This is a genomic window from Microbacterium sp. CCNWLW41, from assembly GCF_037083505.1.
This window is the reverse complement of the sequence record NZ_JBAOJP010000011.1, coordinates 293,167-318,364: the sequence shown is the minus strand read 5'-3', so window position 1 is coordinate 318,364 and position 25,198 is coordinate 293,167. Positions and strand designations below refer to the sequence as shown.

Here is a 25,198-nt window from a genome sequence, read left to right as displayed (position 1 = left end):
TGTTCGCGTGCCCGCACACCGCTCCCGACTCGTTCCCGCCCGCGCGCACGACGAGCTGGTCGAGTCGCTGCGCCGGCTGCGCGACGAGCTGGATCTTCCCGGCGCCTTCCCCCCGGAGGTGGAGGCCGAGGCGCAGCAGGCCGCCGCGTCGGTGTCCACCGAACCCGGCGGGGAACTGGACGACCTGCGGGACCTCGACTTCCTCACGATCGACCCCGCCGGCTCGACCGACCTCGACCAGGCGCTGCACATCGAGCGGACGCGCACCGGGGCGGTGCTGCACTACGCGATCGCCGATGTGCCGGCCTTCGTCCGGCCGGGAGGCGCCGTCGACGTCGAGGCGCGTCGACGGGGCCGGACGCTGTACGCGGTCGACGGACGGGTGCCGCTGCACCCCGCGCCGATCAGCCACGACGCCGCTTCGCTGCTGCCGGGCGTGCAGCGCAGCGCCTACGTGTGGCGCTTCGTGCTCGACGACGTCGCGCGTCCCGTGGAGGCATCCGTGCGACGTGCGACGATCCGGTCGCGGGCGCAGTGGACCTACGTGGACGCGCAGGCCGCGCTGGACGCCGGGACGGCGCCGCCGAGCCTGGCGGCGCTGGCATGGCTCGGCCCCCTCCGCCTGGAGCGGGAGGCCGAGCGCGGCGGCGCGAGCCTCAACGTGCCCGAGACGCGCATCGTCGCGGACGGCGACCGGTACCGGCTCGAGCGCGACGCGCCGCTGCCGGTCGAGGACTGGAACGCGCAGGTGTCGCTGATGACCGGGATGGCCGCGGCCGACATCATGCTCGCGGGCCGCGTCGGCATCCTCCGCACCATGCCGGCGGCGGAACCCGACGACGTCGCGGCCTTCCGGGCGCAGACCTCGGTGCTCGGCATCCCCTGGCCGTCGGGCATCACGTACGGCGACTACCTCCGCGGTCTCGACCGCCGCGCCCCTGCCGCGCTGGCGATCCTGGCCGCCGCGGGCGGGCTCTTCCGCGGCGCCGGCTACGTCGCGTTCGACGGGGAGCCGCCCGCGGATCCCTCCCAGGCCGCGATCGGCGCCCCTTACGCGCACACCACCGCGCCGTTGCGCCGGCTCGTCGACCGCTGGTCCCTCGTCGTCTGCGAGGCGCTCACCGCCGGCGACGAGGTGCCGGCGTGGGCGCGCGAGAGCCTGGCCTCGCTGCCCAAGACCATGGACCGCAGCGGCGGCCTCGCCGCTCGGCTCGAGGCGGCGACCCTGGACCGGGTCGAGGCCGCCCTGCTCTCGGGCAGCGAGGGTGCGGTCTTCGACGCGATGGTGCTGGGCAGACGCAACGGCGCCGCAAGAGTGCAGCTGGTCCAGCCCCCGGTGACCGCGAAGGTCGCCGATCTCGACGCGGTTCCGGGCACCACGGTGCGGGTGCGGCTGCGCACGGCCGACATCGCCACCGGAACCGTGGTGCTGGAGCCCACCGCATAGCCTGGTGCGATGGCCACCGTCCTCCTCACCGGATTCGAGCCGTTCGGCGGCGACGCCGTCAATCCGTCCGGCGAGGCGGTGCACCTGGTCGCGGAGCGCTGGAGCGGACCGGAGCGCCTCGTCACCGCGGTGCTGCCGGTGACGTTCGCCGGGGCGGCGGATCGACTGCGAGCCCTGATGGCCGAGCATCGGCCGGAAGCCGTGATCGCGGCGGGCCTCGCCGGTGGGCGCGAGGCCATCGGCGTCGAGCGCGTCGCCGTGAACCTCGTCGACGCGCGGATCCCCGACAACGACGGCGCGCAGCCGGTCGATCAGCCGAGCGTCCCGGACGCGCCGCCCGCACGTTTCGCCACCCTGCCGGTCAAGGAGATCGCCCGGCGGATCGCCGCCGCCGGCATCCCCGCCGAGGTCTCGTACACGGCGGGCACGTTCGTCTGCAACCACGTCTTCTTCACCGCCCTCGAGGTCGCGGCATCCGGCACCCGCGCGGGCTTCGTGCACGTGCCGTGGTCCGCCGAGCACGCGCCCTCGGCGGGGTCCGCGACCCTTCCGGTGGCCGACATCGCCCGGGCCCTCGAGATCGCCGTGCGCACGAGCCTGGACGTCGCCGCGGACGCCGCGGTGCCCGGCGGGGCGCTGCACTGACTCCGCTCGTCAGCGCGCGCGGCGGCCGAGGTGCAGCACCTCGCGCACGACGAGCCCCGCGATGAGCGCCCAGAACGCCGCGCTCACGCCGGCGACGGCGACTCCCGACGCCGCGACGAGGAACGTCACGACCGCCGGCAGCCGCTCGCCGGGGTCGTCGATCGCCTGCTGCACCGACGATCCGAAGGCCGCGAACAGCGCGATGCCGGCGACGGCGGGGATGACGGCGTCCGGCGCCACCACCACCAGCGCCACCAGTGCGGCCGACAGTCCGCCGAGCACCATGCCGCTGATCCCCGTCGACACTCCCGCCACCCACCGTCGGGCTGGGTCCGGGTCGGCGTCGGGCGCGGCGGCGAGCGCGGCGCTGATCGCGGCGAGGTTGATCGCGTGCCCGCCGGCCGTCGCGCCGACCGCCGTGCCGACGCCGGTGACCACCATCGCGGGACGCCACGGCACCCGGTAGCCGAAGCTGCGCATGATCGCGACGCCGGGCACGTTCTGCGACGCCATCGTGACCAGGAAGAGGGGCAGCGCGAGTCCCACGACCGCTCCCACGGTGAGGGTGGGCGCGGTGAACTCCAGCCGCGGAACCAGCAGGGCCGGGTCGAACGCGGCGCCGCGGGCCATGACGTCGACCGCGACGACGACGGACGCGGCGACGAAGGCCAGCGGCACCGCCCACCGCGGCGCGAGCCGCACGAAGACGAGCCACGTGATGACGACCGGCGCCACGCCCCACGGGTTGGTCACGAGCCCGGTGACCGGCGCGAGGCACAGCGGAAGCAGGACGCCCGCCAGCATGGCCTGCGCGATCGAGGGCGGGATCCGGGCGATCAGCCGCCCGAGCTGCGGCCACAGGGCCGTGAGCAGGATGAGTCCCGCCGTGACGAGGAACGCACCGACGGCGGCCGGCCAGCCGCCGTCGACGGCACCCGTGGCCGCGAGCACCGCGGCGCCCGGCGTCGACCACGCCACGGTGATCGGCATGCGGTGGCGCCACGCCAGGAGCAGACCCGAGGCGCCCATCGTGAGGCAGAGGATCAGCAGCCCGCTCCCGGCCTGCGCGGGGGTCGCACCCACGGCGTCGAGACCGGTCAGCACGACCGCGAACGTGCTCGTCACCCCGACGAGCGCCGTGACGATGCCGGCGACGATCGGGCGGGACAGGGGTGCCGACGCGGGTGCGGTCGCGACGGACTCGGCGTCGGTCATGACATCGGATCCTGCCACGACGGACGGCGACCGCCCGCCTGGCCGGCATCGAACTCCGCGAGCGCGTCGGCGATCATGCGGTGCCCCTGCGCCTCGAAGGCCGTGTCGCCCACCTGGTGCGCCCACGCCGCGGTGCCGATCGCCTCGCGCAGCCGCAGGAGGAGCCAATGCGCCGGATTCCTGGGGTCCCGGCCGTAACCGTCGAGGAAGGCCGCCTCGCACGCGGGATCGTCGCGCCACTCCTGCGCGGCGAGCCGGGTGAGGTCGGTCGCCGGCGGCCGGAATGCGAACCGGCCGAAGTCGATGACACGCAGGATGCCACCGTCGGTGAGCCAGTTGCGCGGCTGCCAGTCCCCGTGCGTGGGCACGAGGTCCGCCTCCACGGGCGCGAGGACCGCCAGCGCATGCCGCAGCCGCTCCTCGACGTCGCCGGAGATCGCGTGATCCGCATCGAGCCAGGCGATCGCACGGCCGGTGGCGGCGGCATCCGTCCCCTCCGACGGCCGCGAGGCCTGATCGTGGAACGCGCGCAGCAGCTCCCCCGCGCGGCGGTGCACGTCGGGGTCGGCCGCGGCCGGCGTCCGGTACACCAGCCGGCCCTCGAGCCACTCGGTGACCAGGATGCGCGCCGGGCGATCGGCGTGGAGCAGCCCGGGCGCGCGTCCGGACCGCGCCCACCCCGCGGTGTAGCCGCCCTCGTACGCATCGAGCTCGCGGCCGAGGTGGTGGTTCTGCGCTCCCCCCGCCTTGACGACGAGATCGCGGCCGTCGTGCCGCGCGCGGAGCACGACGGTGTCCGCCTGGTTCCAGCTCAGATCCGCGACGATCTCGACGCCCGGCAGCCACGACGCGACGAGCGCGCGCTGCGCCGCCGACAGGCGGCCGAGGCCCATCAGGCGGTGACGACCTGCGCGGTGCCGACCGGCGCGGCCGGGCCCATCTCGTCGGCGATGCGGTTCGCCTCCTCGATGAGGGTGGCGACGATGTCGGCCTCGGGAACGGTCTTGATGACCTGTCCCTTGACGAAGATCTGCCCCTTGCCGTTGCCGGATGCCACGCCGAGGTCGGCTTCGCGCGCCTCGCCGGGCCCGTTGACGACGCAGCCCATGACGGCGACGCGCAGCGGGACCGTCATGTCCTTGAGCCCCTCCGTGACGGAGTCGGCCAGCGAGTAGACGTCGACCTGGGCGCGTCCGCACGACGGGCACGACACGATCTCGAGCTTGCGCTCACGCAGGTTCAGCGACTGCAGGATCTGGTGGCCGACCTTGACCTCTTCGGCGGGCGGCGCCGACAGCGAGACGCGGATGGTGTCGCCGATGCCCTCCGCCAAGAGGATCCCGAACGCGGTCGCCGACTTGATCGTGCCCTGGAACGCGGGCCCGGCCTCGGTCACCCCGAGGTGGAGCGGCCAGTCGCCGCGCTCGGCGAGCAGGCGGTAGGCCTTGACCATCACGATCGGGTCGTTGTGCTTGACCGAGATCTTGAAGTCGTGGAAGTCGTGCTCCTCGAAGAGGGACGCCTCCCACACCGCGCTCTCGACGAGGGCCTCGGGCGTCGCCTTGCCGTACTTCTCGAGCAGCCGCCGGTCGAGCGAGCCGGCGTTGACGCCGATGCGCAGCGAGACCCCGGCCGCCTTCGCGGCGGCGGCGATCGCGCCGACCTGGTCGTCGAACTTGCGGATGTTGCCCGGGTTGACGCGCACCGCGCCGCAGCCGGCGTCGATGGCCTGGAAGACGTACTTGGGCTGGAAGTGGATGTCGGCGATCACCGGGATCTGGCTCTTCTTCGCGATGATGTGCAGCACATCGGCGTCGTCCTGGGACGGCACCGCGACCCGCACGATCTCGCAGCCGGAGGCGGTCAGCTCGGCGATCTGCTGCAGCGTCGCGTTGATGTTGGTGGTCGGCGTGGTCGTCATCGACTGCACGCTCACCGGCGCGTCGCCGCCGACCAGCACCTTGCCCACCTTGATCTGGCGGGTCTTGCGACGGGGGGCGAGCGTTTCGGGGACCTTGGGCATCCCGAGATTCACGGCTGGCACGGCACCAGCCTACGGGGCGGATCTGACCGTCGGCTCCGAGCCGCCGCCGTCGATGACGGATGCCGCGCGCCGCGGCATCCGTCATCGTGCCGGGCCGTACGGGGGACGGTGTATCTTCCGGGCATGAGCCTGAGCCACCGCATCGGACGCATGACGGGCAGGGACCCGCACGAGGCTCACCGGGCTGCCACGCCGCTGGAGCTGCTTTTCGACCTCGTCTTCGTCGTGGCCTTCAGCCAGATCGGCTCGCAGACGGCGCACCAGCTCGAGCTGGGACACCTGCCCACCGCCCTCGTCGGGTTCGCCTTCACGACGTTCGCCGTGACGTGGGCCTGGATCAACTACTCCTGGCTCGCCTCGGCGTACGACAACGACGACCTCTTCTTCCGCCTCGCGACGATGGTCGTCATGATCGGCGTCCTGGTCGTCGCGCTCGGCGTGCCGCCGGTGTTCCACTCGCTGGAGGAGGGGCGGATCTTCGACAACACCGTCATGGTGGCGGGCTACGTGGTCATGCGGCTGGCGACGGTGGCGCTGTGGGCCCGCGTGGCGATGCACGACGAGGCCCGACGCCGCACTGCGATCGCCTACATCGTGAACATCTCGATCGCCCAGCTGGGGTGGATCGCACTCATCTTCCTGAACATGCCGATCGGGATCACGCTCGTCGTCACGACGCTGCTCACCCTGTTCGAACTGGCCGGGCCGCTCTTCGCAGAACTGCGCTTCGGGCGCACGCCGTGGCATGCGCACCACATCGCCGAGCGGTACGGGCTGCTGGTGATCATCACGCTCGGCGAGGTGATCCTCGGGACCATCCTTGCGATCTCGGCCGTGCTGGAGGTCGACGGGTGGACCCTCGAGACCGGCGTCGTCGCCTTCTCGGGCGTGGCGCTCGCCTTCGGGATGTGGTGGATCTACTTCGCCATCCCCTGGGGCCGGGTGCTGGCGCGGCATCCGGAACGGAGCTTCGCGTGGGGCTACCTGCAGATCGCGCTCTTCGGCGCGCTCGTGGGCGTGGGGGCGGGTCTGCACGTCGCCGCGTACGTGATCGGCGGCGACGCGCACGTGGACGCGACGTTCGCCGCGCTGACCATCGCGGTGCCGGTGCTGGCGTTCGAGACGCTGCTCTTCGTGCTCTACGCGGTGCTGGTGAGGCAGTTCGACGGCTTCCACCTCGTGCTGTGGCTCGGCGTCGTCGCGGTCCTCGCCGTGGGTGTGGGCGCGGTCGCGCTGGGCGCGTCGCTCGCCATCGGCATGCTCCTCATCGCCTGCTCGCCGGCGGTGGTCGTCGTCGGGTACGAGACGGTGGGCTGGCGCCACGGCGCCGCGATGCTCGAGCGCGCGACCGCCTGACCGGCGGTCACCGCCCGGCGTCGGGCATGCCCGGCTCGGCGACCCCGCCGGGCTCGGCGGGGTCGGGCGCGGAGCTCGTGAGCGCGCGGATCAGCGTCTGCGCGTCGTACGGGCCGGTGTGACGGATGCCGTTGACGAAGAACGTGGGGACCGACGTGATGTCCATCGCCTCGGCGTCGAGCATGTCGTCGCGCACCCGGCCGGTGACCTTCGGGGAGGCGAGGTCCTCTTCGAAGCGGTCGACGTCCAGTCCCAGCTCGCGGGCGCGCCGGATGATGTCGGACGGCAGCTGGTGCTCCTGGTCGGCGAACAGGCTCCGCGAGAACTCCGGCAGCCTCCCCTGCAGCGCCGCCGCCTCCGCCGCCTCGGCCGCGGCGAGCGCATTCGGATGCTGACGCTCGAGCGGCGCGTGACGCCACACGTACCGCAGACGGTCGCCGAGCTCGCGGCGCACCTCTTCGATCGAGCCGGAGGCCTTGAGGCAGAACGGGCACTGGAAGTCCCCGTACTCCACGATCGTCAGCGGGGCGTTCACGTCGCCGTAGATGTGGTCGCGCTGGGGGTCCACCGGCCGCACGAGCGTGCGGCCGCCGTCGTCGTCGGGCCGTCGGGCGTCGGAGATGCGGAACATGACCGCCGCCAGCACGAACGCCAGCAGGGAGGCCGCCAGCACGCCCACGCGCGCCTCGTTCTGCACGCCGGGATCGTCGATCGCGAGGTCGATGATGAACAGCGAGATCGTGAAGCCGATGCCGCACAGCATGGCACCGCCCGCGACACGGTCCAGGGTCAGCCCCAGCCCGAACTCGCCGAGCCTGAACACCTTCATGACCAGCGCCGCGCCGAACACGCCGACGAACTTGCCCGCGACGAGGCCGACGACGATGGCCCAGGTGACCGGCGACTGCACCGCCGCGGCGAGGATCGGCCCCGACACCTCGACGCCCGCGTTGGCGAGGGCGAACAGCGGCAGGATCACGTAGGCGACATAGGGCGCGTACGCCGACTGGAGGCGCTCGTTGATCGAGATCGACTCGCGCAGGCTGTTCGCGGCCTGGCGCGCGTACTCGCTGTTCGGGGACTGCCGGAAGATGCGCGCCAGCTCCAGCGCCTGCTCGACGTCGCGGCGGTTGGGCCGGTACACCGGGATGAGCAGCGCGATCGCGACCCCCGCCAGTGTGGGATGCACGCCGGAGGCGAGGAACGCGAGCCACACGATGATCGACAGCGTCGCGTAGATCGGCCCCCGCCCGCGGGGCACGTAGCGCGTGAAGAAGATGGCGGCGAGACCGGCGGCGGCGATCAGCAGCGGCAGCGGCGTGAAGCTCTCGGTGTAGAAGAGCGCGATGATGCTCAGCGCGCCGATGTCGTCGACGACCGCGAGGGCCAGCAGGAACACCCGGAGCCGGCCCGACGCGCGCGGGCCGATGAGGGCGAGCGCGCCCACCAGGAACGCGGTGTCGGTCGAGATGACGACACCCCACGCGTGCTCCTGCCCGGTGCCCGCGGCGATCGCCAGGAACAGGGCCGCCGGCACGACGAGACCCGCCACCGCCGCCATCACCGGGATCATGGCCCGGGACCAGCTCGTCAGCTCGCCGATCGCGAACTCCCGGCGCACCTCGAGGCCGACGGTGAAGAAGAAGACGGCCATCAGGGCATCGTTGACCAGTGCGTGGAGCGTGAACTCCAGCTCGATGTCGCCGAAGCCGATCGAGAGGTCGGTCTCCCAGAAGTCGTGGTACGACGCCGCCCCGAGGTTGGCCCACACGATCGCCGCGAGGGTCGCGAGCACCAGCAGGAGCGCGCCGGTGCGCTGCTCCCCCATGTTCTGGATGCGGTCGGCGATCGACGGGCGCGTTCGGTCGTGCGCCCGGGCCGGGTCGGGCCGGCGCTCGGTGATGGGGAGTCGGGTCAAGACGGGCCTCCGCGGCGCGAGGATGCGAGGAAACGGTCGGCCTCAGTATGGAGCGAAACGCGCCGCCCGTGGGCCGTCACGCCCAGATGAGCCGATCCCGGCTGTGATAGGTTCGGCGCATGTCCGCTCGCCTCTCCTGGTGGCTCACCGCATAGGCGGTGGGTTTCGAGCGACTCAGACCGCCCTCGGGGCGGTCTTCTTTTTCGTAAGGGATGCCTCCCCCCCACGACGAAAGACCACAGCCATGACCGGGCCCGCCCACCCTTCGCTTCGCGAGATCGCCGAGCGCGGCATCCCCTTCGCCCTCATCGCACGCGACGGCTCCACCGTCGAACTGCTCACCGGCGACGTGGTCGACGTCGAGCTGCTCGCCGACATCCCGCTCACCGACGCCTCCGGTGCGCCGCGCGAGGTGCTCGCGCTGGTGCCGTTCCGGCAGGTCCGCGAGCGCGGCTTCGAGTGCCATGACGACGGCGCGCCGCTGCGCTGCCTGATCGTGGCCGAGCGCGTGGCGCTCCCTCGCGAGGAGGTCTTGGCGCAACTGCCCGCCGACCCGGTCGCGCTCGAGGACGCCGGCTTCGACATCGCCGACGAGGAGTACGCCGACATCGTGCGCCGCGTGATCGCCGATGAGATCGGCCGGGGCGAGGGCGCGAACTTCGTGATCCGCCGCGACTTCACCGCGGGCGTCGGGTCGGATGCCGCCACCGCCGCGCTCACGTGGTTCCGAGCGCTCCTCGAGCACGAGCGGGGCGCGTACTGGACGTTCGCCGTCGTCACCCCGGGGCACGTCGCCGTCGGGGCGAGCCCCGAGGCGCACGTCAGCGCGCGCGACGGCGTGGTGACCATGAACCCCATCTCGGGCACGTTCCGCCACCCCGCCGGCGGCGCCACCCCCGAGACGCTCGCCGAGTTCCTGCGCTCCACGAAGGAGACCGAGGAGCTGTTCATGGTGGTCGACGAGGAGCTGAAGATGATGAGCGCCGTCTGCTCCGACGGCGGCCGCATCACCGGGCCGCATCTCAAGGAGATGTCGCGGCTCACCCACACCGAGTACGTGCTGCGGGGCCGCAGCAGGCTCGACCCCCGTGACATCCTGCGCGAGACGATGTTCGCGCCGACGGTGACGGGGTCACCGATGCAGAACGCCTGCACGGTGATCAAGCGCCACGAGACGACGCCCCGCGGGTACTACTCGGGCGTGGCGGCGCTCTTCACGCCGCGGCTCACCCTCGCCGCCGGCGAGGCGACCCACGACCTCGACGCGCCGATCCTCATCCGCACGGCCTACCTCCAGGACGGCCGCCTGCGCGTCCCGGTCGGCGCCACCCTCGTGCGCCACTCCGACCCGTACGGCGAGGTCGGCGAGACCCACGGCAAGGCGGCCGGCGTGCTCGGCGCGATCGGTGCCGTCCCGCGCGACGCCGCCGCCGAGGCGGCGATCGTGCCGGTGCCCGACGGCGACGTGATCGACGAGGACGCCCCGGCTCCGGCGCCGCGCCGGCTCGCCGACGACCCGGCGATCGCCGAGCTGCTCGCGTCGCGCAACGCGCGGCTGGCGGAGTTCTGGCTGAACCCGCAGGGCTCCGACGAGGTCGGCCCGTTCACGGGACGCTCCGCCCTCGTGGTCGACGCCGAAGACCGCTTCACCACGATGCTCGCCCACCAGCTGCGGCACCTGGGGCTCGACGCCCGCATCGCGCCGTGGAGCGAGGTCACCGACGAGCAGGTCGACGCCGCGGAGCTGCTGGTCTCGGGGCCGGGACCCGGCGACCCCCGGGACGCCTCCAGCCCCCGCATCCGGCGGATGCGCGAGGTCGTGGCCCGGCGGCGGGAGACCGGCCGTCCGATCCTCGCGGTCTGCCTCAGCCACCAGATCCTCGCCGACTCGCTCGGGATCGACCTCGCGTCGCTGGACGCGCCGCACCAGGGGCTCCAGAAGTCGGTCGACGTGTTCGGCGTGCCCGCATCGATCGGGTTCTACAACACGTTCACCGCTCGGGTCCCCGCCGGGACGCAGCGCGTGGGCGAGGCCGAGGTCGCCGCCGACGCGACGGGCGACGTCTACGCCCTGCGCGGCCCCGGATTCGCGTCGGTGCAGGGCCACCTCGAGTCGATCCTGTCGCGCGACGGCATGACGACGCTCCGCCGGCTCGTCGAGCACGCCCTCACCCCCGTCGACGCCTGACGGCTGCCTTCCCCCTCGCACGTCTCCGGGTTCGGGGCGCGTCGTGAACGTCCGGGGCGCACCCCGCGCGCCCCGAGCGCACGCCGGGCGCCCCGAACCCGGAGAGGACGACGGATGCCGCGGCTCAGGTGATCAGAAGATCGAGACCGGGTTGACGATGTCGGCGAGGATCAGCACGCCGCCCATCGCGATGAGCCCGATCACGACGATGAACGTGACGGGCACGAGCTTGGTCGCGTCGACGGGCTTCGGCGGCGGACGGCGGAACAGCTTCGCCCAGACCCGCTTCAGCCCGTCCCACAGCGCCACGGCGATGTGCCCGCCGTCCAGCGGCAGCAGCGGGATGAGGTTGAAGACGAACAGCGCGATGTTGAGGGAGGCCAGCAGCGACAGGAAGCCGGCGACCCGGTTGAGGATCGGCGCCTCCGCGGCGGCGACCTCGCCCGACAGGCGCCCGGCCCCGACGATGCTGAGCGGTCCGTTCGGGTCGCGCTCCTGGCCCGTCACCAGGCTCACCCCGGTGTCCCAGACCTTGACCGGCAGCTGCCAGATGATGGCCGCGACGGCGCCGACGTTCTGCAGCGCCATCTGCGGACCGACCCAGATCGGCTGGCGCACGTACTCGACCACGGGTCCGACGCCGAGGAACCCGACCTCTTCCGTCGTCGTCGTGCCGTCGGCGGCCGTCGTCTCGGACTCGATGGTGGCGGGCGTGACGGTGAAGGATCGGTCGGCACCGTCGCGCTCGACGACGAACGTGAGCGCCTCACCGGGCGACGAGCGGATGATGGCGGATGCCTCTGCGAAATCGGCGACCGGCTCGCCGTCGATGGACACGAGGGTGTCGCCGGGGAGGATGCCGGCCGTGGCGGCGGGAGCGGCGGGATCGGATGCCGTGCACTCGCTCGCGCTCGTGGCCGGCACGCACTCGGACAGGCGGGCGACCGTGGTCGTCGCCGTCTGCACGCCGATGCCGGTGAGCAGGATCGCGAACAGCACGATCGCGAAGAGCAGGTTCATCACCGGCCCGCCGAGCATCACGACGACGCGCTTCCAGACCGGAAGCCGGTAGAACACCCGGGTGTCGTCGCCGGCGTGGAGCGTCTCGTCGTTGGCGTCGCGGGCGTCCTGGACCATCGTGGCGAAGAACCCGCCTCCAGCGCGCCCGGCGCGGCTCTCGGCCTGCGGAGACGGAGGGTACATGCCCGCCATCGAGATGTAGCCGCCGAGCGGGACCGCCTTGACGCCGTACTCGGTCTCACCGATGCGCCGCGACCACAGCGTCGGGCCGAACCCGATCATGTACTGCCCCACGCGGACGCCGAACTTCTTCGCGGGCCAGAGGTGGCCCAGCTCGTGCAGGGCGATCGACACCGCCAGGCCCACGACCATGAGCACGACGCCGATGACGAACGCGAGGACTTCCACACGCTCACGGTACCCGCGTCAGGCTTTGAGTTGGGTGTGACCGTCGACCGCCGCCGGGGCGCCGTGCGGGCGCGAGACGGGCCGTATCCGTCCCGTAGGCTCGACGCGAGGAGGAGCCGTGACCCCACGCCACGTCCGCGCGCTGCGCGGGACCGCGGGCGCGTGGGTCGCGACGATCGTCGCCGCAGCCGCTCATACGCTCGGCGGCGGCGGAGCTCCGCCCGTCGCGCTGGTGGCGGCCACTGGGGTGCTGGCCGCCCCGTTCGCCGTGGCGATCGCGGGGCGGCGCCTGGCGATGTGGCGCGTGGCAGCCACGGTGCTCGCCGCCCAGGCGCTCTTCCACGTCTCGTTCGCCGTCACCGCCGGCACCGATCCGGCCGCGCTCCACGGACACCATGTCGCGCACCTCGGCGCCGACCTCAGCGCCCTCGTCCTCCCGGACGCCCCCATGCTGGTCGCCCATGCGATCGCGGGCGCCGTCACCGTGGCCGTGCTTCACGGCGGTGAGCGGGTGCTGCGGGCCCTGGGCCGCGGCATCCGCTCGGTGCTCTCGCGCGCCCGCGCCATCGCCCCGCGCGCGCCGATGCCCGCCCGGATCGGCATCGTCGTCTCGCGGCCTCGCCTCACGGTCGCCGTCGTACTGTCGGACGTCTCGCGACGCGGCCCGCCCGCTCTCGTCACCGCGGCGCGCTGAGCGCCGCACGTCACCCGGACACGCGCCCGCGTGGACCGGTTCCTGTGCGTGCCCCTCCGAGCACGCGTCGATCGGCGCGCCCGACGACACGAGACGAAAGACGAAAGAACCGACATGGACAACACCTCCCGCCTTCCCCGCACCCGCACCCTCACCGCCGCCCTGGGCCTCGCGGCCGGCCTCGCCCTGGTCGTCGGGGCGCCGCTGGCGGCCGCAGCCCACGTGCACGTGTCCCCCGATGCCGCCCCTGCCGGCGGAACCCGGACGCTCGCGTTCTCGTTCAGCCACGGCTGCGACGGCTCTGCCACGACCGCGCTCTCGATCGGCATCCCCGACGGGGTCGCCAACGCCACGCCGATCGTGCAGGGCGGCTGGACCATCTCGCGCGAGCCGGGTGCCGACGGCGTGCCGACGCACGTCGTGTTCACGAGCGACAGCCCCGTCGAGGACGGGCTCAAGGCCGCCGTCTCGATCGACGTCCTGTTCGCCGAGGACGCCGCCGGCACGACGCTCGCCTTCCCGGTGACCCAGACGTGCGTGGTCGGCGAGACCGCGTGGTCGCAGCTGGCCGAGGAGGGCGAGGACCCGCACGACCTCGACGCGCCCGCGCCGCTGGTGATGGTGACGGATGCCGCAGACGCCGTCGACGGACACGCCCCGGGAACCGCGACCGCCGACGGCGACGGCGACGAGCACGCCGCGCATGACGCCGCGGCGGCCGACGCGGATGCCGCGGCATCCGGCACCTCCGCCGACCCGGCCGCCCGCTGGCTGGCAGCCGGCGGACTGGCCGCGGGACTCGCCGCGCTCACCGTCGTGCTGGTGCGCCGCCGCCGGTCGTGACCGCGCCGGGCGCGTCCGCCGCAAGGCGGGCGCGCCCCCACCCCGCCCCCGCCTCGCGCCCGGGGTCGCGTGCGGAGGCCGGCCGCGGGGCGCCGTGCGAAGATGGATGCGCCATGCCGACCGACGCGCCCTCCAACCTGCCCCCGGTACTCCGCCCCGACGCGCCGCCGACCCATTCCCTCGCCGACCTCGCGGCGCTCCTGGGCACCGAGGTGCGCGGCGACGCCGACGGGGTGACGCTCACGGGCATCACCCTCGCGACGGCCGACCTCCGCCCCGGCGACGTGTTCGTCGCCGTGCAGGGCGTCAACCGTCACGGTGCCGAGTTCGCCGCGGCGGCCGCCGAGAGGGGCGCCGTCGCGGTCGTGACGGATGCCGCCGGCGCCGACGACGCCGCGTCGAGCGGCCTGCCCGTCATCGTGGTCGAGGACCCGCGTGCGCTGCTCGGCGAGCTGTCGGCGTGGGTTTACCGCACCGGCCGCGACGACCGGCTGCCGACGCTGTTCGGCACGACGGGCACCAACGGCAAGACGAGCGTGTCGCACCTGCTCGAGGGCATCCTCGGCCAGCTGGGCGTCACCACCGGCCTGTCGTCGACGGCCGAGCGTCACATCGCAGGACAGGTCGTCGTGTCGCGCCTGACCACCCCCGAGGCGTACGAGATGCACGCGCTCCTGGCGCTCATGCGCGAGCGCGGCGTCGAGGCCGTGGCCGTCGAGGTGAGCGCCCAGGCGCTGAGCCGGCGCCGCGTGGACGGGATCATGTTCGACGTCGCGGGCTTCACGAACCTCACCCACGATCACCTCGACGACTACGCCGACATGCGCGAGTACTTCGAGGCGAAGCTGCCGCTGTTCCGCCCCGACCGCGCGCGCCGCGCCGTCGTGTGCATCGACTCCGAGCCGGGCGCGGAGGTCGTCGCCCGCAGCGAGGTGCCGACGGTGACCGTCGGCACCCCGGACCTGGCGTCCGACGCGGCGACCGCGGCCGCCGCCGACTGGGTGGTCGAGATCCTCGACGAGCGCCCGGTGGGCACCGAGTTCCGCCTGACCGCGCGCGACGGGCGCACGCTGACGACGCTCGTCCCGGTGATCGGACGCCATATGGCCGCCAACGCCGGCCTCGCCATCGTGATGATCCTCGAGGGCGGCTACGCCTGGGAGCGTCTCGTCGCCGCTCTGGACGGCGGGCGCATCGAGGCCTATCTCCCCGGCCGCACGGAGCTCGTCTCGGGCGAGACGGGTCCGGCCGTCTACGTGGACTTCGGCCACTCCCCCGACGCGTTCGAGAAGACCCTCGCCGCGGTGCGGCGCGTGACGCCGGGCAAGGTCGTCATGCTCTTCGGCGCCGACGGCGACCGCGACGCCACCAAGCGCCATGACATGGGCCGCACCGGCGTCGAGGGCAGCGACATCCTCGTGATCACCGACCACCACCCCCGTCACGAGGACCCCGACTCGATCCGCGCCACCCTCATCGAGGGCGCGCGCCGCGCCCGCCCGGATGCCGAGATCCACGAGTACTCGCCCCCGGAGCGCGCGATCATCGAAGCCGTCGCGCTCGTCGGCGACGGGGACGCGATCCTGTGGGCCGGTCCCGGCCACCAGGACTACCGCGACATCCGCGGCGTCCGCACCCCGTACTCGGCGCGGGAGCTGGCCCGCCGAGCCCTCCGCGACGCCGGCTGGCCGGTGCCCGAGCCTCACTGGCCGGTGCCGTACCCGGACGCCGAGACGCCGGCATCCGATCCCCTCCGTCCGGCTTTCCCCACGGCCTGACCCCTCTGCCGCCCCACGCGGGCGAGCGCACGACCCGGTGCGGAGGAGTGCCGGGCGGCGACAGGGTCAGGATGCCGCGGCGATCGCCTCGTCGGCGGTGCGGCGGGCCCACGCCTCGGCCTCGGAGAGCGAGTCGCGGGTGAGGGCGTCGGGCGCCTCGTGCGCGTCGACCACGCGCGCGACGGTGTCGACGATGGCCAGGAAGGCGAGCCGGCCCTCGTGGAAGGCGTCGACCGCCTGCTCGTTCGCGGCGTTGAAGACCGCCGGGTAGGTGCCGCCGGCGCGACCCACCTGCTTCGCGAGGCGGACGGCGGGAAAGGCGTCGTCGTCGAGCGGCTCGAACGTCCACGAGGCCGCCGTCGTCCAGTCCAACGGGCGCCCGACCCCCGCGACGCGGTGGGGCCAGTCCAGACCGAGCGAGATGGGCAGCCTCATGTCGGGCGGGGATGCCTGGGCGATCGTGGAGCCGTCGACGAACTCGACCATGGAGTGGACGATCGACTGCGGGTGGACCACCACGTCGATCTGGGCGTACGGGATGCCGAACAGCAGATGCGCCTCGATGACCTCGAGGCCCTTGTTCACGAGCGTGGCCGAGTTCGTCGTCACGACGCGTCCCATGTCCCACGTGGGGTGGGCGAGCGCCTCCGCCGGCGTCACGCTCTCAAGGGACGCGCGGCTACGACCTCGGAAAGGGCCGCCGGATGCCGTCAGCACGAGCCGACGCACCTCCTCGGGCTCGCCGCAGCGCAGCGCCTGCGCGATCGCGGAGTGCTCGGAGTCGACGGGGACGATCTGCCCCGGCCGGGCGAGGGCGGTGACGAGGTCGCCGCCGACGATGAGGGACTCCTTGTTGGCCAGAGCCAGGGTGCGTCCCGTCTCGAGCGCCGCGAGCGTGGGACCGAGGCCGACCGAGCCGGTGATGCCGTTGAGCACCACGTCCGCTTCCACGTCGCGGACGAGCTGCTCCGCCTCGGCGGCGCCCAGCGCGGTGTGCTCGACGTGGAACTCGTCGGCCTGGGCGGACAGCGCGGTCCTGTCGGAACCGGCTGCGAGACCGACCACCTCGAATCGCCGCGGGTTGGCCCGCACGACGTCGAGCGCCTGCGTGCCGATGGAGCCGGTCGAGCCGAGGATGAGGACGCGCCGCATCGGGCCAGCCTATCGACCGGCCGGACGCGGCCGGCGTCTACTGCTGGGCTGCGCGCTGGACGCCCAGGATGTCGATGACGAAAACCAAGGTCTCGCCGGTGAGGTCGGCGTCGTTGATCTCGCCCTCGCCGTAGCCGAAGGCCGGCGGGATGACCACGAGCACCTGCGAGCCGACGGCCTGACCCTCCAGCGCCTGCTGGAATCCCTCGACGACGCCGGTCGTCGCGAAGGCGGCGGGCTGTCCGCGCTCCCAGCTCGAGTCGAAGACCGTGCCGTCCGACCACTTCGCACCGCTGTACTGCACGAAGACGGTGTCGCCGGGCTCCACGACCGGGCCGTCGCCGGTCTTCAGCTCGTCCAGCTGCACCTCGGCGGGCGGCTCCGTGTCGGGGATGGTGACGGTCGGGGCGCCCTCTTCGGAGAACTCCACGGTCGGGAAGCCGTCGGCCGGCTCCTGCTCCTCGCCGCCGGCGGTCGTCGGAATGAGCTGGGTGGTCTCGGCGACGATCACCACAGGCGAGGCACCCTCGCCGAAGGCGCTGCCGGGAATGGACATCGCGACCGTCGACCCGAGCGGAGCGCACTCGAGAGCGGCGACGAACAGCGAGTAGTTCTGCGGGTCCAGGAGGATCGGGACCTCGCCGGAGTCGTCGGGCGACGAGTCGGAGGAGTCCTGCAGCAGCTCGCCGGTCGAGCCGTCGTACACCGAGTAGAAGCCGCTGACGAGCTCGCCGGCCGCGAGGTCGTCGTCCGAGCCCTCGGTCACGATGGTGCGCTCGATGTCCTCGAAGGCCAGCGAGTCCGGCACGGTGGCGGCGAGGTCGGCGCCGGAGCCGGTGACCTCGATCGCGTCCGAGTCGGCACCCGACTGCGCATCGAGGAGGCACGTGGAGTCGGCGCTCGACGACGGCGACGGGGTCGTGTCGGGATCCCCCGAGCCCGAGCAACCGGCGAGCACGAGTGCCGACAGCGCGGCGGCGGACAGGGCGGCGAGCGGGCGAATGCGCACGGAGAGACCTCGAGTCGATGTAAGGGGAGCCTCCATCCTTTCGCATCTTTTCTCGGATCGCGCTGAGAACCGGTCATGCCGACGCCGGAATGCGACGGGGAGTACCCTCTACGGGTGACTTCCGACCTCGTACCAGGCACAGACGACAGGGCCGACGAGACGGCAGAAGCGCAGGACTCCGCACCGGGCGCCGTCCGGATGGGATCGACGTACGCGCTGGGCCGATCCATCATCACGCCGCTCGCCCGCCTCGCCTACCGGCCGCGTGTCGAGGGCAAGGGGAACGTCCCGAGGACCGGTCCGGTGATCTTCGCGAGCAACCACCTGTCGTTCATCGACTCCGTGGCGATCCCCGTCGCCGCCCCGCGGCCCGTGCACTTCCTCGCCAAGGCGAGCTACTTCGAGAAGCCGGCGTCCCGCTGGTTCTTCACCGCGATCGGCGCCATCCCGGTGCAGCGCGGTGCGGGGCAGGCCGCGCTGGACGCCCTCGATCAGCAGCGGGCCCTGCTCGAGGAGGGCAGCGCGGTCGCGCTGTACCCCGAGGGGACGCGCTCGCTCGACGGGCGCCTGTACAAGGGACGCACCGGCGTGGCCTTCCTCGCCCTGCAGACCGGAGCGCCCGTCGTGCCGGTGGGGCTCATCGGGACCGACAAGGTGATGCCCGTCGGCGCGAAGAAGCCCTCGATGAAGCACCGCGTGACGGTGAGGTTCGGCGAGCCGCTCGACCTCTCGCACCACGGTCCCGCGTCGTCGGGGCGGGCGCGACGCCTCGCCACCGACGAGATCATGGCCGCCATCCACGCGCTCTCCGGTCAGGAGCTCGCCCACGCCTACAACGAGGTTCCGGCCCAGAACCCGATCGAGCGCATCCGCCAGGTCCTCCCCCACGAGCGGCGCTGACCCTTCGCCGGCCGGCCGGTCGGCAGGATCGGGTCGCCGGCCGGATCAGCCCGCGTCGGCGACGACCACGGTGGGCTCGTGCCGCACCGGGAAGTTGACCGAGTTCGCGATGAAGCACCACTCGTTCGCCTGTGCGTGCGCGGCGGTCGCGGCATCCGTCATCGCGGCGTCCGCGACGGTCACGCGCGGGCGGAGCACGACCTCGCGGAACGCGCCGCCGCCGCGCCCGTCCTCCACCATGAGACCGGATGCCTCGTCCTCGTAGCCGACGACCACGACGCCCGCCTTCACGCACGCGTGCAGGTACGACAGGAGGTGGCACTCGCTGAGAGCCGCGAGGAGCAGGTCCTCGGGGTTCCAGCGGGCAGGGTCGCCGCGGAACGGCTTGTCGGCGGAGGCGGCGATGGCCGGCTTGCCGTCGATCTCGAGCGTGACGGACCGGTCGTAGTCGCGGTACCCGGAGGTTCCGGTGCCTCGATCACCCGTCCAGGTGGTCCGGACGGAGTATCGATGCTCGCCCCACATGAGCACAGTCTGTCATGCAGGACCATCGCGGGCGCGACGGTAGGCTGGCGGGGTGCCGCAGACCTTCGCCGCAGCCGACGCCGTCGAGCTCGCCGTCGTCGATCGCAGCGGTTTCATCGAATCACGCCACGCCGGGATCGCCGTCGTCCTCCGCGCCGACGGCACGATCGCCGAGAAGCTCGGCGATCCGTCGTCCCTCGTGCTGCCGCGATCGAGCCTGAAGCCGCTCCAGGCGCTCGCGTGCCTGTCGGCGGGCGCCCCGCTCGAGGGTGACCGGCTCGGCCTCGCCACGGCGAGCCACTCCGGAACGGACCGCCATGTCGCGGTGGTGCGTGAGATCCTCGCCGCCGCCGAGCTCAGCGAAGACGCCCTCGGCTGCCCTGCGGCGTGGCCCGGCGACACGGCCACGCGCGACGAGCTCGTGCGGGAGCTCGGCCGGCCGCAGCGGGTGCGCATGAACTGCTCGGGCAAGCACGCCACGATGCTCCTCACGAGCGTCGTCAACGGGTGGGATCCCGAGGGGTATCTGTCGCCCGCCCACCCGGTGCAGCAGCTCATCCGCGACACGATCGAGCGGCTCATCGGCGAGAAGGCCGCAGCGGTCGCCGTCGACGGGTGCGGCGCCCCCGTGTACGCCATGACGCTGTTCGGGCTCGCGCGGGCGATCCACCGCATCGGCAACTCGTCGACCACCTCCCCGTTCGCCCTGCACCGCAGCGCCGGCGCGCTCGTCGAGGCCGTGCGCGCGGCGCCGTGGACGATCGACGGCCCCGGCCGCCCCGACACGATCGTGATCGAGCGACTCGGCGTCTTCGCGAAGGGTGGTGCGGAGGGCGTCATGGTCATGGTCGCCCCCGACGGCACCACCGTCGCGCTGAAGATGCTCGACGGCAGCGGCCGCGCCGCCACCGCGGTCGCGCTGCGGCTGCTCGAGCGGCACGGCGCACTCGCGTCGGCCGACGTCGCCGACGCGATGTCGAAGCTTCCGCTGACCATCACCGGCGGCGGACAGGATGTCGGGGCCATCCGCCCCGCCTTCTAGAGGCGCTCCCACGAGGAGCCCGAGCGCTCCAACGGCGGAGCGGAAAGGATGACGCGATGAGGATCAGCGTCCCCACCGAGGTGAAGAACAACGAGTACCGGGTCGCCCTCACCCCCGCGGGCGTGCACGACCTGGTGGCGGCAGGCCATGAGGTCTTCGTGCAGCGCGGCGCGGGCGAGGGCTCGTCGATGCCCGACGCCGAGTACGAGGCCGCCGGCGCGGAGATGCTCGACGACGCCGCGGAGGTGTGGGCCCACGCGGAGCTGCTGCTGAAGGTCAAGGAGCCGATCGCCGGCGAGTACGGCTACTTCCGCGACGACCTCGTGCTCTTCACGTACCTGCACCTGGCCGCCGACCGCCCGCTGACCGAGCGCCTCGTGGCCGACCGCGTCACGGCGATCGCCTACGAGACCGTGCAGCTTCCCGGCGGCGGGCTTCCCCTCCTCGCCCCGATGAGCGAGGTCGCCGGCCGGCTGGCTCCCATGGTCGGCGCCAACACGCTCATGCGCTCGGCGGGGGGCCTCGGCCTGCTGATGTCGGGGGTGCCCGGCACGCGTCCCGCGACCGTGACGGTGATCGGCGGCGGCGTCGCCGGCGCGAACGCCGCGGTGATCGCGGTCGGCATGGGTGCGGACGTCACCGTCTTCGACACCAACGTGCAGCGCCTGCGCTATCTCGACGACCACTTCCAGGGCCGGGTGAAGACCGCCGCCTCCAATCCCCTCGACCTGGACCGCGCGGTCGCTGCCTCGGATCTCGTCATCGGCTCGGTGCTGATCCCCGGCGCGAAGGCGCCCAAGCTCGTGACGAACGACATGGTCGCGCGCATGCGACCGGGTTCGGTGCTCGTGGACATCGCGGTCGACCAGGGCGGCTGCTTCGAGGACACGCACCCGACCACCCACGCCGACCCGACCTTCCCGGTCCACGGCAGCATCTTCTACTGCGTGGCCAACATGCCCGGCGCCGTGCCGAACACCTCGACGTCCGCGCTCACCAACGCGACGCTCCCCTACATCCGCCAGATCGCCCGACGCGGCTGGACGGAGGCGCTGCGAGCGGATGCCGCCCTCGCGGCCGGTCTCAACACCCACGGCGGGCGGGTCGCCAACGCCGGCGTTGCGACCGCGCACGGCTTCGAGGTCGCACCCCTGGAGGGCGTGCTCGTCTGACGCGCCTGCGGGCGGAGGATCCCCGGGTCGCCGACGCGCCCGGGGATCGTGCGTGCGGGGATCGTGCGTGGCATCCGAGGCCGGCGGGCTACGCCCGGCGGGCGCCGGTCCATGGCGCGCTCTGACGGTTCGGCGGGACGTCCGCGGCGGGCAGCACGATGCGGACGGGATCCGCGCCCGCGACGATGAGCCACGCCCGCGCCCGCCCCGGCTCGCAGTACGGGGGCACGCCGCGGAAGCCGGCCAGCACGCGCAGCTCGGCGGCGCAGGACGTGTCGACCACCAGCTCGTGGTCTCCGCGGACGTCCGCGAGCAGTCGCCAGTGCCGCTGCCAGTCGTCCGGCTCCCCCGCCACCACGACGGGCCCGTCCGCCACGCGCGCGGGCGCGGCGGCATACTCCTCGAGGCCGAGGACCGTCACGCCGCGCTGCTCCCACGCGGCGAGCGCCCGGCGCCCGGCCGGCGACCTGCGGGCCACGAGACCTGTCAGCCGGCCCTCCGGCGTCCACGTCGCGTCGGCAGCGGCGGGCGTCACCGGCGCCGCCGGTGCGAGCGCCAGCTGCACCGGGCGCCCGTCGAGGCGTCCGCGGCCGGCCGGCGCGGAAGGGTCGTGGGCCGCGGGGTCGCCTCCCGCGGCGGCGTGGTCGATGCGCGTCGCATAGGGAAGCACGATGCGGCGCGGAAACAGCTCGGCGATCCTGGACACGGCGCCCGTCACGCGGTGGGCGCCGGCGACGACGAGCACACCGCTGTCGCCGGATCGCCGCACGAAGAGCTCCACCCGCTCGAGGACGGCCTGCGCATGCTCGGGAGGGAAGCGCAGCGCCACCGCGTCGAGGTCGTCCAGGAGCACGATCGTCCCCGGCGCCGGAGGCTCCTCGGACAGTCTGGCCACGGCATCCCACATCCCCTCCAGCCCCGCGGGCACGCGCTCGACGGCGCCCGGCGCCTGCGCATGGATGAGGTCCAGCGCATTCGAGACGCCGGAGCCCGGTCCGCCGAGTACGAGGATCGCCCGATCGCCGGCGGCCACCGTGACGACCGGCTGCCGCTGCCGGTCGGGCTCGTCGGCGATTCCGAGCAGCACCCCGCCGCGCGCCGCCGGATCCGCCGCAGCCCGGCTCGCGAGCTCGTCGAGCCCGACGACGCGAGGAAGCTCCGGCAGCCAGGGCCTGGACGGCGCGCTGGTGCCGCCCCGCAGCGACGCCGCCGCGACGTCCTGCGCCCCCGATAGGGCGACCCGCACCGGCTGCGGAGCCGCGTCGCCGGCACGGCGCACGTATGCCGTGCCGCGCCTCTCTGCACCGCTGGGCAGCTTCGCCGCATCGTCGGTGCCGATCACGGCCCTGCTGTCGGCGGCGTCCGTCACGCGCAGGCTGATGCGCAGCGGGCAGTTGGCGAGGAGGTTGTCGCGGATCACCCCGGCGGCGCGCTGCGTGCCGAGGATGAGGTGGATCCCGAGCGCTCGGCCGCGCGCGGCGAGGTCGGCGAACAGGCCGTGCAGCTCCGGCTGATCCGCGAGCAGCGCGGCGAACTCGTCGACGACGACGACCAGCCTCGGCAGGCGCACGCGCGGGTCGACGATGTCTCGCGCCCCTGCGGCGGCGATGGCCGCCTCGCGACGCCGGAGCTCGGCTCGCAGGCTCTCGATGGCGCGCCGCGCGCCCGAGCCGTCGAGGTCGGTGATCACGCCGGTGATGTGCGGAACGCCGGCGAGTCCGTCGAACGCCGTGCCGCCCTTGAAATCGGCGAGGAGGAAGGTCACCTCGTCGGCGGACCGCGTCGCGCACAGCGCCAGGATCCACGTGATGAGCAACTCGCTCTTGCCTGCTCCGGTGACGCCGGCGACGACGGCGTGGGGGCCGTCGGCGACGAGATCGACGACCGCCGCGTCGCCGGCCGTCACTCCGATGACCGCGGGCAGCCCGCCCCCGATCGCCTCGGGCGTCGCGGGGAGCAGCGGCGACAGTGCGATCGGGCCGTCGTCCTCGCGCGTCATCCCGAGCGTGGCCTCGGCGCGCGCGGTGAGATCGGCGGCGATCTCCTCGGCCTGCAGGCGGGAGACGGCCTCGACGGCGAGCGTGACGACCTCGCCGCCGTATTCGAGGCGCGCGGAGGCGGGCGCGGTCACGGTGATCACCGCCTGGCAGCGCGGTGGCGGCGGATCGCCCGGACGACACCGTGCAAGGACGATGTCGGCGTGGGCGGGCACGAGCTCGCCGGGGCCGACGATGGCCAGGCCCGATCCGGAGGCCGCGGCGCGGTGCGGCAGCGTCTCGGCCCACTCCATGCCGCGGCCGAGGGGGCCGACGATGCGCACGTCACCGGGAGCGAGCGCAAGGCACAGCTGCAGGGCGAGCGCCCGCTGCACGGCGGCGCCGACCGTCTCGCCGCCGACGACGGCGACGCCGGCCTCGAGCGGCACGGTGATCGGCGCGCCTTCCACCCGGGCGGCGCGGCGGCGCAGCAGGGCGGCAGCCGGATCGCCGTCGCCGCCGCTCACGCGCACCGCGCTCGCGCGCTCCCCCTCCCCGACGACGAGCGAGGCGATCCGCCCCGAACGCCACACGTCGCCGGGTCGCCGCAGGAGACGCGCCGCATCCGGATGCCGGGACCACAGCTGGGCGCGCTCGGTCTCGTGGCGGGCGGCCACCGCCGAGGACACCGCCTCGCGTGCGCGTGCCGCCTCGGCGCTCGCGCGCCTGCCGTCGCGCCGCGCCGCGCGGCGGGCGTCGGCGACGGCCGCCCCGGCGATGAGCGGGCCGAGGAGGGCGAACCAGAGCGAGTACACCGAGCCGGTCACGAGCCACAGCACGACGGCGCCCACGACCGGGACGACGGCGGCGACGACGGGCAGCGGCGGTCGGGCGGGCGGCGCCCAGGCCGCAGGGAGGGTCAGCGGCTCGTCGTCGATCGCGAGGGGAGCCTCGGTGGCTGGAGAAGCGGGCGCGCGCATGCGCCCAGTCCACAGCGGCGGGGCTCGCCCGCCGTGACGCCTGCGCGGATCTGTGGATGCGGCGGGGTCACTCCCCCGCTGTGGAGGAGTCCCTGTCGTCGGCGCCGCCTGCGGCCGGCCGGCCGACGTCGAGCACGACGATCGTGATGTTGTCGCGCCCGCCGTTCTCCAGCGCTGCGTCGAGCATGGCCATCACGGCGTCACCCGGATCGGGGTTCTCGTCGAGGAAGTGGCGGATGCCGTAGTCGGTGAGCTCCTTCGTCAGCCCATCCGAGCAGATCACGAACCGGTCGCCCTCCAGGACGTCCAGGCGCACGTAGTCCGGCGTCACGCCGTCGCTCGGGCCGACGGCACGCGTGATGACGTTGCCGTACGGGTGGTTCTCGGCCTCTTCGGGACTCAGACGGCCTGCCGCGACGAGCTCCTGCACCACCGAGTGGTCCGTCGTGATCTGCACGATGGCCCCGTCGCGCACGAGGTACACGCGGGAGTCGCCGATGTTGAGGGTCACCCAGTGCGGCGCGTCGCCCGACGTGTCGAGGAAGACACCCGTGACCGTGGTGCCCGTGCCGTCGTCCGTGGCCTCGGGGTGGGACGCGATGTCCTTCACCGCCCGCGCAAGCGCCTTCTCGATGGTCTTGGGCGTGACGTTGCCGCTGCCGGCGACCGCCCGGAGCCGCTCGATCGTGCTCGCACTGGCGATCTCGCCGCCGACGTGCCCGCCCATCCCGTCGGCGACGACGAACAGCGGGTACTCCGCGAAGACGGCGTCCTGGTTCACCTCGCGGCGGCGGCCCGTGTCGGTGACGGCCGCCCAAGCGAGCTCCAGCGCACCGCCCGGAACCGGAACGGTGAGCGACTGGGTGGATACCTCGGGCACGCCGTG

At 73.5% G+C, this 25,198-nt stretch carries 20 protein-coding genes; 10 read left to right on the top strand and 10 right to left on the bottom strand.

The genetic code is table 11. The features are described from left to right. Positions 1-7 precede the first annotated feature (7 nt). Together V6R91_RS31350 and pcp are read left to right on the top strand one after the other, a co-directional pair. Complete coding sequence (locus V6R91_RS31350; RefSeq protein ID WP_336398599.1) at positions 8-1,447, top strand: RNB domain-containing ribonuclease; 1,440 nt, start codon at positions 8-10, stop codon at positions 1,445-1,447. 9 nt (positions 1,448-1,456) lie between these two features. After that, a complete protein-coding gene (pcp, locus tag V6R91_RS31345) occupies positions 1,457-2,092 on the top strand; it encodes a pyroglutamyl-peptidase I (RefSeq protein WP_336398598.1) in 636 nt (211 codons plus the stop codon). A gap of 9 nt (positions 2,093-2,101) precedes the next feature. On the opposite strand, the gene V6R91_RS31340 is transcribed toward pcp, so the two are convergent. The 3 genes from V6R91_RS31340 to ispG are packed head-to-tail and all read right to left on the bottom strand — an operon-like array spanning position 2,102 to position 5,351. Beyond that, positions 2,102-3,307 carry a benzoate/H(+) symporter BenE family transporter gene (locus V6R91_RS31340; protein ID WP_336398597.1) on the bottom strand — a complete coding sequence of 402 codons (1,206 nt, stop codon included), beginning with the start codon at positions 3,305-3,307 and terminating at the stop codon, positions 2,102-2,104. Beyond that, positions 3,304-4,200 (bottom strand): phosphotransferase, encoded by an 897-nt coding sequence (locus V6R91_RS31335; protein ID WP_336398596.1) that lies wholly within the window; start codon positions 4,198-4,200, stop codon positions 3,304-3,306. Before V6R91_RS31335 ends, V6R91_RS31340 begins: the two co-directional genes overlap by 4 nt. Next, positions 4,200-5,351, bottom strand: a complete 1,152-nt coding sequence (ispG, locus tag V6R91_RS31330) for a flavodoxin-dependent (E)-4-hydroxy-3-methylbut-2-enyl-diphosphate synthase (protein ID WP_336398595.1) — start codon at positions 5,349-5,351, stop codon at positions 4,200-4,202. The genes V6R91_RS31335 and ispG overlap by 1 nt, the downstream gene beginning before the upstream one ends. A 123-nt stretch (positions 5,352-5,474) precedes the next feature. Here ispG and V6R91_RS31325 point away from each other — a divergent pair, with 123 nt between their 5' ends. After that, positions 5,475-6,707, top strand: coding sequence for a low temperature requirement protein A (locus V6R91_RS31325; protein WP_336398594.1), 1,233 nt, complete (start codon positions 5,475-5,477; stop codon positions 6,705-6,707). A gap of 7 nt (positions 6,708-6,714) precedes the next feature. Here V6R91_RS31325 and nhaA read toward each other — a convergent pair whose 3' ends face one another. Beyond that, entirely contained in the window at positions 6,715-8,535 is a 1,821-nt protein-coding gene (gene nhaA, locus V6R91_RS31320; RefSeq protein WP_336398625.1) for a Na+/H+ antiporter NhaA, read from the bottom strand. Between the two features lie 334 nt (positions 8,536-8,869). On the opposite strand from nhaA, the gene V6R91_RS31315 reads away from it, so the two are divergent. Further along, positions 8,870-10,813 carry an anthranilate synthase family protein gene (locus tag V6R91_RS31315; protein WP_336398593.1) on the top strand — a complete coding sequence of 648 codons (1,944 nt, stop codon included), beginning with the start codon at positions 8,870-8,872 and terminating at the stop codon, positions 10,811-10,813. Between the two features lie 132 nt (positions 10,814-10,945). Here the strand turns inward: V6R91_RS31315 and V6R91_RS31310 are convergent, their stop codons facing one another. Then, positions 10,946-12,241 carry a M50 family metallopeptidase gene (locus V6R91_RS31310; protein ID WP_336398592.1) on the bottom strand — a complete coding sequence of 432 codons (1,296 nt, stop codon included), beginning with the start codon at positions 12,239-12,241 and terminating at the stop codon, positions 10,946-10,948. A gap of 118 nt (positions 12,242-12,359) precedes the next feature. Here V6R91_RS31310 and V6R91_RS31305 point away from each other — a divergent pair, with 118 nt between their 5' ends. The 3 genes from V6R91_RS31305 to V6R91_RS31295 all read left to right on the top strand — a co-directional run bounded on the left by V6R91_RS31305 (position 12,360) and on the right by V6R91_RS31295 (position 15,556). Further along, complete coding sequence (locus tag V6R91_RS31305; protein ID WP_336398591.1) at positions 12,360-12,935, top strand: hypothetical protein; 576 nt, start codon at positions 12,360-12,362, stop codon at positions 12,933-12,935. A 114-nt stretch (positions 12,936-13,049) separates the two neighbouring features. Further along, complete coding sequence (locus V6R91_RS31300) at positions 13,050-13,778, top strand: YcnI family protein (RefSeq protein ID WP_336398590.1); 729 nt, start codon at positions 13,050-13,052, stop codon at positions 13,776-13,778. 113 nt (positions 13,779-13,891) lie between these two features. Beyond that, entirely contained in the window at positions 13,892-15,556 is a 1,665-nt protein-coding gene (locus tag V6R91_RS31295; RefSeq protein WP_336398589.1) for a Mur ligase family protein, read from the top strand. A gap of 66 nt (positions 15,557-15,622) precedes the next feature. Here the strand turns inward: V6R91_RS31295 and dxr are convergent, their stop codons facing one another. Both dxr and V6R91_RS31285 read right to left on the bottom strand, forming a co-directional pair. Next, complete coding sequence (gene dxr, locus V6R91_RS31290) at positions 15,623-16,708, bottom strand: 1-deoxy-D-xylulose-5-phosphate reductoisomerase (protein WP_336398588.1); 1,086 nt, start codon at positions 16,706-16,708, stop codon at positions 15,623-15,625. A 37-nt stretch (positions 16,709-16,745) separates the two neighbouring features. Next, a complete protein-coding gene (locus V6R91_RS31285) occupies positions 16,746-17,717 on the bottom strand; it encodes an FKBP-type peptidyl-prolyl cis-trans isomerase (protein ID WP_336398587.1) in 972 nt (323 codons plus the stop codon). 75 nt (positions 17,718-17,792) lie between these two features. Here V6R91_RS31285 and V6R91_RS31280 point away from each other — a divergent pair, with 75 nt between their 5' ends. After that, on the top strand, positions 17,793-18,617 hold the full coding sequence (locus V6R91_RS31280; protein ID WP_378882783.1) for a lysophospholipid acyltransferase family protein: 825 nt from the start codon (positions 17,793-17,795) through the stop codon (positions 18,615-18,617). Between the two features lie 45 nt (positions 18,618-18,662). On the opposite strand, the gene V6R91_RS31275 is transcribed toward V6R91_RS31280, so the two are convergent. After that, positions 18,663-19,142: an OsmC family protein gene (locus V6R91_RS31275; RefSeq protein ID WP_336398586.1), complete on the bottom strand. Its 480-nt coding sequence runs from the start codon at positions 19,140-19,142 to the stop codon at positions 18,663-18,665. Positions 19,143-19,194: 52 nt separating this feature from the next. Here V6R91_RS31275 and V6R91_RS31270 point away from each other — a divergent pair, with 52 nt between their 5' ends. Then, on the top strand, positions 19,195-20,184 hold the full coding sequence (locus tag V6R91_RS31270) for an asparaginase (protein WP_336398585.1): 990 nt from the start codon (positions 19,195-19,197) through the stop codon (positions 20,182-20,184). Positions 20,185-20,240: 56 nt separating this feature from the next. Continuing rightward, positions 20,241-21,356, top strand: coding sequence for an alanine dehydrogenase (gene ald / locus V6R91_RS31265; protein ID WP_336398584.1), 1,116 nt, complete (start codon positions 20,241-20,243; stop codon positions 21,354-21,356). Between the two features lie 88 nt (positions 21,357-21,444). On the opposite strand, the gene V6R91_RS31260 is transcribed toward ald, so the two are convergent. Together V6R91_RS31260 and V6R91_RS31255 are read right to left on the bottom strand one after the other, a co-directional pair. Further along, entirely contained in the window at positions 21,445-24,312 is a 2,868-nt protein-coding gene (locus V6R91_RS31260) for an FtsK/SpoIIIE domain-containing protein (RefSeq protein ID WP_336398583.1), read from the bottom strand. 67 nt (positions 24,313-24,379) lie between these two features. Beyond that, positions 24,380-25,192, bottom strand: coding sequence for a PP2C family protein-serine/threonine phosphatase (locus V6R91_RS31255; RefSeq protein WP_336398582.1), 813 nt, complete (start codon positions 25,190-25,192; stop codon positions 24,380-24,382). Between the last annotated feature and the right edge of the window lie 6 nt (positions 25,193-25,198).

Coding starts and splice junctions, on each gene's coding strand:
- pcp (WP_336398598.1), top strand. CDS start 1,457: ATGGCCACCGTCCTCCTCACCGGATTCGAGCCGTTCGGCGGCGACGCC.
- V6R91_RS31340 (WP_336398597.1), bottom strand. CDS start 3,307: ATGACCGACGCCGAGTCCGTCGCGACCGCACCCGCGTCGGCACCCCTG.
- V6R91_RS31335 (WP_336398596.1), bottom strand. CDS start 4,200: ATGGGCCTCGGCCGCCTGTCGGCGGCGCAGCGCGCGCTCGTCGCGTCG.
- V6R91_RS31325 (WP_336398594.1), top strand. CDS start 5,475: ATGAGCCTGAGCCACCGCATCGGACGCATGACGGGCAGGGACCCGCAC.
- nhaA (WP_336398625.1), bottom strand. CDS start 8,535: ATGGGGGAGCAGCGCACCGGCGCGCTCCTGCTGGTGCTCGCGACCCTC.
- V6R91_RS31315 (WP_336398593.1), top strand. CDS start 8,870: ATGACCGGGCCCGCCCACCCTTCGCTTCGCGAGATCGCCGAGCGCGGC.
- V6R91_RS31300 (WP_336398590.1), top strand. CDS start 13,050: ATGGACAACACCTCCCGCCTTCCCCGCACCCGCACCCTCACCGCCGCC.
- V6R91_RS31295 (WP_336398589.1), top strand. CDS start 13,892: ATGCCGACCGACGCGCCCTCCAACCTGCCCCCGGTACTCCGCCCCGAC.
- dxr (WP_336398588.1), bottom strand. CDS start 16,708: ATGCGGCGCGTCCTCATCCTCGGCTCGACCGGCTCCATCGGCACGCAG.
- V6R91_RS31280 (WP_378882783.1), top strand. CDS start 17,793: ATGCCGACGCCGGAATGCGACGGGGAGTACCCTCTACGGGTGACTTCC.
- V6R91_RS31275 (WP_336398586.1), bottom strand. CDS start 19,142: ATGTGGGGCGAGCATCGATACTCCGTCCGGACCACCTGGACGGGTGAT.
- ald (WP_336398584.1), top strand. CDS start 20,241: ATGAGGATCAGCGTCCCCACCGAGGTGAAGAACAACGAGTACCGGGTC.
- V6R91_RS31260 (WP_336398583.1), bottom strand. CDS start 24,312: ATGCGCGCGCCCGCTTCTCCAGCCACCGAGGCTCCCCTCGCGATCGAC.